Source organism: Rhizobium sp. AC44/96 (assembly GCF_001692185.1).
GTDB lineage: Bacteria > Pseudomonadota > Alphaproteobacteria > Rhizobiales > Rhizobiaceae > Rhizobium.
In genome coordinates this window covers 440,004-451,945 of sequence record NZ_LXKO01000001.1, presented here as the reverse complement: position 1 = coordinate 451,945, position 11,942 = coordinate 440,004, and the positions used below count along the sequence as shown (strand labels likewise).

The 11,942-nt window shown below is 58.5% G+C and carries 9 protein-coding genes; 4 read left to right on the top strand and 5 right to left on the bottom strand.

The features are described from left to right. Positions 1–65 precede the first annotated feature (65 nt). Positions 66–1,433, bottom strand: a complete 1,368-nt coding sequence (locus A6U87_RS02145) for a DUF6538 domain-containing protein (RefSeq protein WP_065690217.1) — start codon at positions 1,431–1,433, stop codon at positions 66–68. Between the two features lie 358 nt (positions 1,434–1,791). Here A6U87_RS02145 and A6U87_RS02140 point away from each other — a divergent pair, with 358 nt between their 5' ends. The 3 genes from A6U87_RS02140 to A6U87_RS02130 all read left to right on the top strand — a co-directional run bounded on the left by A6U87_RS02140 (position 1,792) and on the right by A6U87_RS02130 (position 5,256). Continuing rightward, complete coding sequence (locus tag A6U87_RS02140; RefSeq protein WP_141683896.1) at positions 1,792–2,448, top strand: hypothetical protein; 657 nt, start codon at positions 1,792–1,794, stop codon at positions 2,446–2,448. A 274-nt stretch (positions 2,449–2,722) separates the two neighbouring features. After that, positions 2,723–3,928 (top strand): isoprenylcysteine carboxylmethyltransferase family protein, encoded by a 1,206-nt coding sequence (locus A6U87_RS02135; RefSeq protein WP_158007250.1) that lies wholly within the window; start codon positions 2,723–2,725, stop codon positions 3,926–3,928. Positions 3,929–4,179: 251 nt separating this feature from the next. Then, positions 4,180–5,256, top strand: a complete 1,077-nt coding sequence (locus A6U87_RS02130) for an acyltransferase (protein ID WP_083199249.1) — start codon at positions 4,180–4,182, stop codon at positions 5,254–5,256. A gap of 77 nt (positions 5,257–5,333) precedes the next feature. On the opposite strand, the gene A6U87_RS02125 is transcribed toward A6U87_RS02130, so the two are convergent. Both A6U87_RS02125 and A6U87_RS02120 read right to left on the bottom strand, forming a co-directional pair. Next, complete coding sequence (locus A6U87_RS02125) at positions 5,334–5,996, bottom strand: peroxiredoxin (RefSeq protein WP_065689579.1); 663 nt, start codon at positions 5,994–5,996, stop codon at positions 5,334–5,336. A 134-nt stretch (positions 5,997–6,130) separates the two neighbouring features. Then, the gene (locus tag A6U87_RS02120; RefSeq protein ID WP_065689578.1) at positions 6,131–6,895 is read right to left on the bottom strand and encodes an adenylate/guanylate cyclase domain-containing protein; all 765 of its coding nucleotides are present in this window, start codon (positions 6,893–6,895) and stop codon (positions 6,131–6,133) included. Positions 6,896–7,398: 503 nt separating this feature from the next. Between A6U87_RS02120 and A6U87_RS02115 the strand changes: the two genes are divergently transcribed. After that, entirely contained in the window at positions 7,399–9,021 is a 1,623-nt protein-coding gene (locus A6U87_RS02115; RefSeq protein ID WP_065689577.1) for an ABC-F family ATP-binding cassette domain-containing protein, read from the top strand. Positions 9,022–9,052: 31 nt separating this feature from the next. Here the strand turns inward: A6U87_RS02115 and pepT are convergent, their stop codons facing one another. Both pepT and A6U87_RS02105 read right to left on the bottom strand, forming a co-directional pair. After that, entirely contained in the window at positions 9,053–10,285 is a 1,233-nt protein-coding gene (pepT, locus tag A6U87_RS02110; protein ID WP_065689576.1) for a peptidase T, read from the bottom strand. Between the two features lie 107 nt (positions 10,286–10,392). Further along, positions 10,393–11,940, bottom strand: coding sequence for a SpoVR family protein (locus A6U87_RS02105; RefSeq protein ID WP_065690216.1), 1,548 nt, complete (start codon positions 11,938–11,940; stop codon positions 10,393–10,395). Positions 11,941–11,942: the final 2 nt, after the last annotated feature.

Sequence of the window (11,942 nt, the reverse complement as noted above, 5' to 3'; positions counted from 1 at the left end):
CCCAGTGGCGCGACTATTCACCGAATGAGATGTCGCCAGACAGGTGGAAAGGCGCGGCTTGGTCGTCAGGGTAGCTTCACAGCCTCAACACATTGCGCCATCTGCTCCATTGTCAGCCCTCCAAGGTAGACGCTCGCGGCCACGCTTTGTGGCTTGTGACCGACCACGATCTGGACCGTAAGCTCGGCCTGACCAGCCTGAATGGCCTTGGTGACAAACCAGCGGCGGAAGGAGTGGAAATTGACACGGTCCCTTCTCTTTCCCTCAACGGCATCCGTGACCCCTACGGTTCTCCGGTAGTAGGTAAACGCCTTGACCGCTGGCATCGACCGCTCTTGTGGCTTGTCGGCGGCAACGGGAGGGCATTCAGGAAACAGATCATCCTCGGGCCGCTTGCCCTCCACGAGGCGTTCTATGATCGATTTCAGGCCGCTGTGGATCGGCACTTGGCGCGATGCCTTCTCACGCTTCTGAGGTTTAAAGCGAAAGTTCCCGCTGTCAGTGATGTCCTTACGCTTGAGGCTGACGATGGCATCAATTCGGGCACCCGTAAGAGCGCCAATGAGCATCACGTCTTTGAGGTAGGACTGGTTAGGCTCGCCCGCGAAAAGCTTGATCATCTCTTCATCGGTGAACGGGCGCTCCTTCTCATCCTCCATAGGCTGGACCTTCGGCAAGGACTGACGGGACCACGGAGAGCTATCAAGCTCGACATAGCCGCGCTTCTCCAGCCAGAACCAGAACTGGGACAGGCAAGACAGGTATTTGTTGATGGTTCGATTTGTAAGCGGTCTTTCCGTGCTGGCTGCAAGGTCACCGATGAATTGGCCCGCTCTTCTACGTGTGATGGCCTCGATAACGAAGGGCACACGGCTTTCCTTACACCAGCCCTCCAGTGCCGTGATCGCTCTGCTGCTGTCGCTTTTGGTACGAGGCGACCACTTCACCTGAGCATGGAAGAGGTCGAGCGGCTCGCGGACTGGGGTTTCCTTGCCGAGAGCTACCCGCAGGAACTGCCCAGCCTTCTCCTCGCTCTGTCGGTCGAAGATCGGGCTGTCAGTCCCCCCATCCACTCCAACCTCTTGGCCCCGTATCTTGTCGGCAACCTGATAAATGCCTTCGGTCTCCAGCTCGACCGCCTCACTGTCCCCCTCTCGTGACTGGAGGCTGGCTCGCAGGTCGAGCGCAAGGCTAGTCAGCTCTTTGCTTGACATGGAGGGCGCTGCAGCAATGCCGGTGACCACCGCCTTGGGAAGCCTCCCAGCTCGGGCCGCTTCGATCATGGCGAGAAACTCGGCCACAACTGCATGTTTCCGCCGCTCAGCTTCTGCTTGGCTATGGGTCTCAAGAGAGCGCTTCAGGCGTGTCTTGCCCACGATCTTGACCATGTCTCGCGGCACAGGGACAGACACCCTCCAACCGCCGTTATTCATCTTTTCAAGGTATGCTGGAGCGCGGGTGCGAGACAAGGAATGTACCTCAAAATGCCCTGTGATATGTACCCTACTCGTATGAAATTGCTTATTCTTTTGCAACATCAAATCGTTAGGTTCGTACCCCATGAGGGTCCAGGTTCCCCAGCCAAATTTCTCCCAACTATCTTAATTTTGTGTCGGACTATACCGACGTCGGCTTGACGTTGGTATCGACTCGAAAAGCCACAGACATACTCAAGTTAACACGTATATTGACAGCCACGCCCGCTCTCGCAACTAATTAGTGCATCTCATGGATTGACCGGGAGCAAAACCCGAGGTCAACTCGCTTCCGACTACACAAGGGGCCGAGTCGGTGAACTGCGATATCCGAGAACTCTTCTTGAACGTGAATTGGCTCGAGTGGGCTAAGGTGACCTTTGACCTGATCAAGGGCGTTGCGTGGCCGTTTGCTCTTCTTCTGATCACATGGATTTTCCGAAAAGAACTGAGAGACCGTATCAAGGACATTGTCTCGTTGGGTCCAGGCGGCGCCGTTTTGCAGGCACCGAGCCAGTCGTCCCAGGCGAAGCCCCCAACCGGACTAACAACTGCAGCGCATCCGCTTGCGACGGTTCAAGCCCTCATCGCAAAGATTGACGGTCAGCTAGCAGACATCCCCGAAGATGAGCGAATTTCGAAACTGGTAGCAGCGCTCGCCGAAGCTCAGATCGAGCGAGACTTTGAGAACGTATTCGGCCTAATTTTTGGCAGCCAGATTACGGCACTCCGGCGGCTGAAGGAGGCAGGGTCTGTTTCGCTGGAAGAAGCTAAGAATTTCTACGAGAGCGAGATTCGCCCCCAATTTCAGGAAGCGTTCTCACAGTTGTCATATGAGCAGTGGTCCGAGTTCTTATTCAACTATCAGCTGATTTTTTCGGTGGAAAGCAACCGGCTAACCCTCACCGACCGAGGGCGTGATTTTCTCGCTTTCGTTGACCTACGGAAACAGGGTGTAAGCAAAGGCCTATAGAGCACACGCGCGAAAAACCGCCATACCCCTCCCAGACTTTATCCTTTGTGGGTACGTCAGCCGCTTTTCAGCGCTTCCTTATATAGATCAAAGATATAGCTTAAATCGTGGCCCGCGGTTGAATATGCTGCCGATGGCAACGGCGGTGTGGATCGCGAATGGGAAATGCGTGAGGCCGAATCAGAGCGTCTGAGAGGCTTTCGAAAACCTCGGCTGGGTGATGTCCGACATGGAAAAGAGAAGGCCCGCACTTCCATCCATCAGCAGTCCGCTCATGACGTTTGCTGTTCTGGCGGGGCTGGCGATCGGGTGTTTTCTCGTCTTCGTTCAACGCCGCAGTGACAGTCCTGCCGTGGCCTGCATTGAGATCATCCTTTCCCTTGCGATCCCTTGCGCGGTGATCGAGCTCTTCGTCAACCGCAGCCCCCAGCGCTCGGGAATGAGCTTTTCCAAGCGTGATTTCAGCCCACAACGCGTACTGCGAAAGGTGCTTGCCCTTTGGGTCATCCTGGCGGCGCTGGCATTTTGCTACCACGCGTTTCCGATCTATCGCGGCGATTTCTATGGCCCGTTCAACTGGCTTTGGCAAAACAGCTTTCTGCCGCTCGTGATTCTTTCGGTTCCTTATCTGGCTTTTGCTGACATGGTGCAGGAAGAGCCCAAGGACACTCTGTGGAAGTTGGGAAACCGCCTCTTTTCCCGGCCCCATGCCCTCTCGTTCGTCGAGATAAACTATCTCCTGGGCTGGCTGGTGAAGGGCTTCTTCTTTCCGCTGATGTTCGTCTATCTCTGCGGGCAGATCTCCGATCTTCGCGAGTTCGACCTCTCCCCCTTCTTCTCCTCGTCCTATCGGGCATTCGTGGGCGGAAGTTACGATCTGCTCTATCTCGCCTTTTTCTTCATCGACCTGACGGTCTCGGCGACCGGATACATCATGACGTTTCGCCTGCTGGGAACGCAGATCAGAAGCGTGGAGCCGACCCTCGTCGGCTGGCTCGTGGCGGTCGTCTGCTACCAACCCTTCTACAGTATCCTCTACTCAAGCTACCTCAGCTACGGGCACGACCGGCCATGGGGCGTATGGCTGTCCGACCAGCCGATCCTGTACTCTCTTTGGGCCCTGATGATCATTGTCTGCCTGAGCTTTTACGCCTGGGCAGCCGTGTGCTTCGGCATCCGGTTTTCCAACCTGACGAACCGCGGGATTATCACCAATGGGCCCTATCGCTGGACGAAGCATCCGGCCTACATTTCCAAGAACATCTCCTGGTGGCTGGTCAGCATTCCCTTCCTTCCGCCGGATTCCAATCCCTGGACGGCGATCAGGCTTTGTGCCGGCCTGCTGATCATCAATTTCATCTATTTCATGCGTGCAAAGACCGAAGAACGGCACCTGCTGCGGGATCCGATCTACAGGGACTATGTGGAGCACATACGCAGCAACGGCGTCTTCCGGCACCTGCGATTTGGGTCGAAATGATTGAGTGGGCAGCAGCGCCTATCGCAGTTTCCCCAGCAAGCCGGGCGCATCAGCGCAATTTTCTTCAAGTCTTTTCGCACTGCCGCTGTAAGAAATATTGTTTTATATCAGCAATATGAAAGGCATGCATCAGCGCAAAACGAATCTGTTCTGCGCCAATCCCGTTTCAGCACTATCGCACTGCACCCAAGTCAGGTTATCCTGCACACTTCGCGCAGTATTGCTCCGGCAGGCAGTATGAGGCGGTTTGAATGACGAGAAGCAGCCATCGAGACTACTTCTATGCGCTAGAGGGCATCAGAGGGATAGCTGCGCTCCTTGTCGCGGCCCGCCATATGATCCCCGCCTTCCGACCGGTCACCAGTCCGTCGAGTTATCTCGCCGTCGATATCTTCTTCCTGTTGAGCGGCTTCGTGCTGGCAGCGAGCTACGAGCAGCGGCTGCAATCCGGCTACCTCACGGCGCGGTCGTTCTTCGCGCTGCGGCTGTCAAGGATCTACCCTCTCTACATGGTGGGGACGCTCTTCGGATTTTTCGTGTTTGTTTTCCGGGAAGAGATCTCACCGCCGTCATTATCGCAGGCGCTGACACTGGCAGTGCTCTTCCTGCCCAATCCCGATCCGACGACAAACCTTTATCCCCTCAACCCACCGGCCTGGTCCCTGCTGTCCGAACTGGTGATGAGTTTCATCTATGGCGTCTTCCTTTGCCGCGCCCGCAACGCCTTTGTCTGGGCCACTGCAGCCGTCAGCGGTGTGGCCTTTACCTGGGCGACCGTCGTTCATGGCCGTGCGGATATCGGCTTCCAGCAGGACCTCCTGTGGGCCGGCATGGCGCGCATCGGATTGTCATTCAGCGTCGGCGTGCTGGTGTATCGACACTTGAACGATTTGCGCGCGCTCATCGGGCCTCTCGGCGACAAGGCCACGATCGCCATCTTCGGGGCCGTCGTGCTTGCCCTTACCGCGCCGGTCTCGCAGACCAGTCCGCTCTCGATGCCTTACGCGATGCTCATGATCTTCATCGTGTTCCCGGCGATCATGATCGCCAGCGTAAACGCCTCTCCGACGGGACGGCTGAAGGACACGTCCATATGGCTTGGGCGTCTGTCCTTTCCGCTCTATGCGGTTCATGCACCTGCCTTCATGGGGATCGAAGGTCTTACCCACCGCATCACGGGAGTGGAGATCGGTTTCTATGCCCCCTGGGCCGGTCCGGTCGTGCTCGCAGCGGCGGTCTGGATCGCGCTTCTTGTCGAGCGGCATTTCGATCGCCCTCTTCGGAGCGTGCTGAAGACCTGGCTGTCGAAGAAATCATACGCCAGTTGATCGAACGCCGCGACGCGACAAAAAAGGCGACCTCCCCGGGGAAGGTCGCCTCAATAGCATTCTCGTCGTCTGGAAAATCAGCCCTTCGGCTGCGGCACGATACGGATATAGGGCTTCGGCGCCTTCCATCCGTCCGGATAGATCGTCTTTGCTTCTTCGTCACCGACCGAGCCAGCGATGATGACATCTTCGCCGTTCTTCCAGTTCACCGGGGTCGCAACGCGGTGCTTGGCGGTGAGCTGGAGGGAATCGATGACGCGCAGCACTTCATCGAAGTTGCGGCCGGTCGTCATCGGATAGATCAGGATGAGCTTGATCTTCTTGTCCGGACCGACGACGAAGACGTTGCGAACGGTCTGGTTATCGGCAGGCGTGCGCTTCGTCGGGTCGCCGGAAACGGGAGCCGGAAGCATGCCGTAGAGCTTAGAGACGTTATAATCGATATCGGCGATCATCGGGAAGTTCGGCGCGTGGCCCTGCGTTTCCTCGATGTCGCTGGCCCAGCCGGCATGGCGGTCGAGCGGATCGACGGACAGGCCGATGATCTTGACGCCACGCTTATCAAATTCCGGCTTGATCCGTGCCATGTAGCCGAGTTCGGTCGTGCAGACGGGCGTGAAATCCTTCGGATGGGAGAACATCACCGCCCAGGAATCACCGACCCAGTCATGAAAGCGGATCTTGCCATCCGTGGTTTCGGCTTCAAAATCCGGCGCAATATCATTAATCGCAAGCGTCATGGCTTTGTCCTTAGGTTTAAATAATTGAAGATGGCGATTTGTTCGCCAAAACCCGAAATTTATCAAGTTGCTTTTCTGGGGTAGACCACGAAATCGCGCGTCTCGATCGACGCTCTACTCTCAAGCCAAGAACATCATGGACGATCGCGCAGAACGCGCGTTTCGACGGGCAGTTCTATACCCTTCAAAGAGAGTAGACGCGTTTCCATCCCGTTGACGAGACCGGGCGCTTGCGCGGCCGTGGTGGCGGATACCAGAATTTCGCCGGCGGCGGCCTGGGATTCCAGCCGGGCGGCCAGGTTGACGGCACCGCCGATCGCCGTGAAATCGCTGCGAAAGCTCGAGAACTCGCCGATTTCCACATCTCCGCTATGGATGCCGATACCCACGCCAAGCGTATGTTCCGGCAAGCTCCCGATGTCCGACCCCAGGCGATCAAGTGCGACAGCGCACTGGTGCTGGATATCGAGCGCGGCCCGGACCGCTGCGCTTGCGTGATCCTTGATGGTGATCGGAAAATTGAAGATCGCCATCAGGCCGTCACCCATCTGCTTGTTGACGATGCCGTGGTGAGCCCATATCGCCTGTGCGCAGCGATCGTGGAACAGACTGACAATCGCACTCAGTTCCACCGGATCGATGCGCTCGGACAGAACCGTGAACCCCCTTATGTCAGCAAAGAGAATGGTCGCGTTGGCGGAAACGTGGCGCTTCTTCTTGACGTACCGGAAAGAGCGCTCGCATATCGTGCAGATATTCGGGTTCATCTTGCTGCGGGTGACGCCGAACGCGCGGAACGGAAGCGCCAACAGGCCGCGAATTGGGATGGGGACACGCATCTGATCCCAGCATCCCAAACAGATGTTGGCAGGCTCCATGGAAGGCGACACTGTCGTCATGCGCTGCAACTCGTTTCGGCTGGCGGGTATGCCCGATCCTTGCGGGCAGGCAAGCTTCCGACATTCGCGGGCATTTGGCAACTCCGGCGATACAACCTCAAGCCAAAGACCGCGAAGGTTGTCAGTATTGGCGAACGGCCGCGCCTTCGCGTAGCGCGGATGTCGGCGTTCACCCCGTTGACTGTGACCGCAATCCTTGGCAGGAACGCCTGCGAACGACGGCGTGCACCTCAGGAACCACCGTACCGGCAGGAATTATTCGCGCGCGCTCACAAGACAGCGAGAGATGGCCCTTCCCAAGCGGTCTCTCAAACACCGGAATTTCAATGCCTTATGAGCGATCTCCGTTTCGCGCGGTCGCGTCATGGCGGGCACTGTCTGTTCCGAAGCATGATCGTCATCCCCGGCAAGCGTCGCTTCGGCGCTGCCGCCGACACGCCTTGCGTGTCACCAGCTAAACGCCAGCCACAGGCCGGCAACAACTTTTTGGACCGCATCCGCATATGATCCGCATCGAAAACATCAGCAAGCAGAACAGCCACCGCATCCTGTTCATCGAAGCGTCGGCGGCGCTCAACAAGGGCGAAAAGATTGGTCTCGTCGGACCGAACGGCGCCGGCAAAACCACGCTCTTCCGCATGATCACGGGACAGGAGCAGCCGGATGAAGGCCAGGTCTCCGCCGAAAAGGGCGTGACGATCGGCTACTTCAATCAGGATGTCGGCGAAATGGAAGGCCGGAGCGCCGTGGCGGAGGTCATGGAGGGCGCCGGCCCGGTGAGCGTCGTTGCCGCCGAGCTGCGCGAGCTCGAGGCCGAGATGGTCGACCCCGACAAGCTCGACGAGATGGACCGGATCATCGAGCGCTACGGCGAAGTTCAGGCCCGCTATGAGGAGCTCGACGGCTACGCCCTTGAAGGCCGCGCCCGCGAAGTGCTGGCCGGTCTCAGCTTCACGCAGGAAATGATGGACGGCGACGTCGGCGGGCTTTCCGGCGGCTGGAAGATGCGTGTGGCTCTGGCCCGCATTCTCCTGATGCGCCCCGATGTCATGCTCCTCGACGAACCGAGCAACCACCTGGACCTGGAAAGCCTGATCTGGCTCGAGGAATTCCTGAAGACCTACGACGGCGCGCTGCTGATGACCTCGCACGACCGCGAATTCATGAACCGCATCGTCAGCAAGATCATCGAGATCGATGCCGGCTCGCTGAACAGCTATTCCGGCGACTACGGCTTCTACGAGCAGCAGCGTGCACAGAACGAGAAGCAGCAGCAGGCTCAGTTCGAGCGCCAGCAGGCGATGCTCGCCAAGGAAATCAAGTTCATCGAACGCTTCAAGGCGCGTGCCTCCCACGCGTCGCAGGTGCAGAGCCGCGTGAAGAAGCTGGAGAAGATCGATCGCGTCGAGCCGCCGAAGCGCCGCCAGACCGTCGCGTTTGAGTTCCTGCCCGCCCCCCGCTCCGGCGAAGACGTGATCAATCTCAAGAACGTTCACAAGAAGTACGGCAGCCGGACCATCTACGAAGGCCTGGACTTCATGGTTCGCCGCAAGGAGCGCTGGTGCATCATGGGCATCAACGGTGCCGGCAAGTCGACGCTGCTGAAGTTGGTCGCCGGATCGACGGAGCCCGATCAGGGTAGCGTCGCGCTCGGCGCCAGCGTCAAGATGGGCTACTTCGCCCAGCACGCCATGGATCTGCTCGACGGCGACCGCACGGTTCTGGAGTGGCTGGAAGATTCCTTCCCGCAGGCCGGCCAGGCGCCGCTACGCGCTCTCGCAGGCTGCTTCGGCTTTTCCGGCGATGACGTCGAGAAGAAGTGCCGTGTCCTCTCGGGCGGCGAGAAGGCACGCCTCGTCATGGCAAAGATGCTGTTCGACCCGCCAAACCTGCTGGTTCTGGACGAGCCGACCAACCACCTGGATCTCGACACGAAGGAAATGCTGATCAAGGCGCTCTCCGAATACGAGGGCACCATGCTGTTCGTTTCGCACGATCGACACTTCCTTGCAGCTCTGTCCAACCGCGTATTGGAACTGACGCCTGACGGCATCCATCAGTACGGCGGCGGCTACACGGAATATGTCGAGCGCACGGGCCAGGAAGCCCCAGGCCTGCGCGGCTAATCAGCCGACCTTTCGACAATTGAGCGCGCTGTCAGGCGCGCTCTTCCCATACCTTCGCGAGTTCGACGATCGTCTGCACGGCCTTTTCCATGTCCTGGCGGCTCACCCATTCGAGCGGTGAGTGGAAAGCATGGCCTCCGGCAAAGATATTGGGGCATGGCAGGCCCATGAAGGACAGGCGGGATCCATCGGTGCCGCCGCGAATGCTGCCGCGCACGGGCGTCAGCCCGGCACGCCTGATCGCCTCGACGGCATTGTCGGCGACCTCAGGATGGTTCTTCAGAACCGCCTTCATGTTGCGATACTGCTGCTTGACTTCAAACCGGTAGGATGAGCCCGGATAGGCCTCCATGACATTGCGCACGATCTCCTCGAGCAACGCTTCCTTCTGCTCAAGCCCGGCATCATCGAAATCGCGTATAATGAGGCTGAGAACCGCTTTTTCCATCGAGCCCGTCACACCTGTCGGATGAAGAAAGCCCTGGCGACCATCCGTGGTCTCCGGGGCTGCGTCCCTGGGCAGCCGGTCGATGATGGCGCCGGCGGCCTTGATGGCGTTTTCCATCTTGTCCTTGGCAAAGCCTGGGTGCATGGCGACGCCCTGGATGGTGATCTCCACGCCGTCGGCCGAGAATGTCTCGTCCTCGATATGGCCGGCCGTCGCGCCATCCATCGTATAGCCGAACTCAGCACCGAGTTTTGCCAGGTCGACCTTGTCGACACCGCGGCCGATTTCCTCGTCCGGGGTGAAGAGAATCTTGATCGTCCCGTGGCGGATGTCGGGATTATCGACCAGAAACTGCGCGGCCGTCATGATCTCGGCAAGTCCGGCCTTGTCGTCGGCGCCGAGCAGCGTCGTTCCATCGGTGGTGATGATGTCGTTGCCGATCTGGTCCTTGAGGGCCGTGTGCTCGCTGACGCGGATAACCTGCTCGGTATCGCCCGAGAGCCGGATGTCGCCGCCGGCATATTCCCGGACGATCTGCGGCTTGACGTTCGTGCCGGTGAAATCCGGTGCGGTATCCATGTGCGAGCAGAAGCAGATCACTGGGACCGGCTTGTCGGTGTTTGACGGGATGGTCGCATAGACATAGCCGTGCTCGTCGAGATGGGCGTCGGAGAGGCCGATGTCCAACAATTCCTGGACGAGCAAACGGCCGAGATTCTTCTGTTTTTCGGTCGATGGCTGCGCCGACGAAGCAGCATCCGATTGCGTGTCGATGACGACATAACGAAGGAAGCGATCAACAACGGTATCTGCCATTTTCACAGGTCCTATCCAGCTCATGAGCGATACACTGCTGTAGCCTTCCGGTACGCTGTGGTGAAGACGCTTTGGAAAGAAAGAACATCCCCGGTGGTTGAAGGCGTCTAAACCGTGAACTTCGCCGTCGAGCATTCGTAGAGAACGCCGCCGGTCGTCGCGTCGATGCCGACGAGGCTGACATCGTAGCCCCAGAGATGGCGGATATGCGCGAGGGTGGCATCGCGAGAGCCCTCTTCGAGCAGGATGCCGTTTTTCACGCTGTGCTGCAGCCGCAGTTGCCGATCCCCGAGCAGATCGACGTCGACCACCTGGATATCCGGCTGCCGGGCAGCAACATCATAGCTGCGCGCCAGTGCGGCCCTGACCGAGGAATAGCCACGCTCGTTGTGGATCGAGGAAACCTCGCAATACTTGTCCGCCGAGCGATCCGACAGCAGAAACAGGCGGAACTTGCGCATCAATTCCGGGCTTAGATACTGGAGGATGAAGGATTCGTCGCGGTGGTTCGCCCAGGCGTCCCGCAGAGTCCCCATCGGGTCGCCATTGCCGGCCATTGACGGGAACCATTCGCGATCCTCCTCCGTCGGCTCCGTGCAGATGCGCTCGATATCCTGCATCATCGCAAAACCAAGCGCGTAAGGATTGATCCCAGGAAAACGGGGATCGTCGAATGCCGGCTGAAACACCACGTTGGAATGGCTGCGCAGCAGTTCCAGCATCGCGCCTTCACTGATCCTGCCTTGGTCGAAGAGCCGGTTGATGATCGTGTAATGGACGTAGGTGGCACAGCCCTCGTTCATGACCTTCGTCTGGCGCTGAGGGTAGAAATACTGCGCGATGACACGAACGATCCGCAACAGTTCCCTTTGCCAGGGATCGAGGATCAGGCTGTGTTTCTCCAGGAAGTAGAGCAGGTTTTCTTCCGGCAGGTTGAGAACCTTCTTGCGTTCGGAGGCATCGCGCTCGGCCTCCTCCCGATCACGATTTTCCACGGCGAGCGGCAGCGTGCGCCAGAGATCGCTGTAGGTCTGCTCCTCGTATTCCAGCCGTTCTCGCGCCCGCTCCCTGACCTTCTCGGAGGAAAGGCGCGGCGGACGACGATAGCGGAACACGCCGTGGTCCATCAGCGCATGGGCCGAATCCAGGATAGCCTCCACGGCATCAAGTCCGTGCCGCTCTTCGCATTTGGCGATGTATTTCTTGGCGAAGTCGAGGTAACTCAATATCGCGCCAGCATCCGTCCACTGCCGAAACAGGTAGTTGTTCTTGAAGAAATGATTGTGGCCGAAGGAGGCATGCGCCGTGACCAGCGTTTGCATGGCCATCGTGTTTTCTTCCATCAGATAGGTGATGCAAGGGTTCGAGTTGATCACGATTTCATAAGCGAGGCCGCGGGCGCCCTTTCGGTAGTAGTGATCCTCGTGGACGAAACGCTTGCCGAAGGACCAGTGCTGGTACATGAGCGGCATGCCGACGGACGAATAGGCATCGAGCATCTGCTCCGACGAAATGATTTCGAGCTGGTTGGGATAAACATCGAGCCCCATTTCCTCGATGGCGATTTTCTCGATCGCCTCGTAGGCGCGCGACAGCGTCGCAAAGTTCCAGTCCGATCCATCGAACAGCAGATTGGAGGTCGGGCGTTTCGCCATGT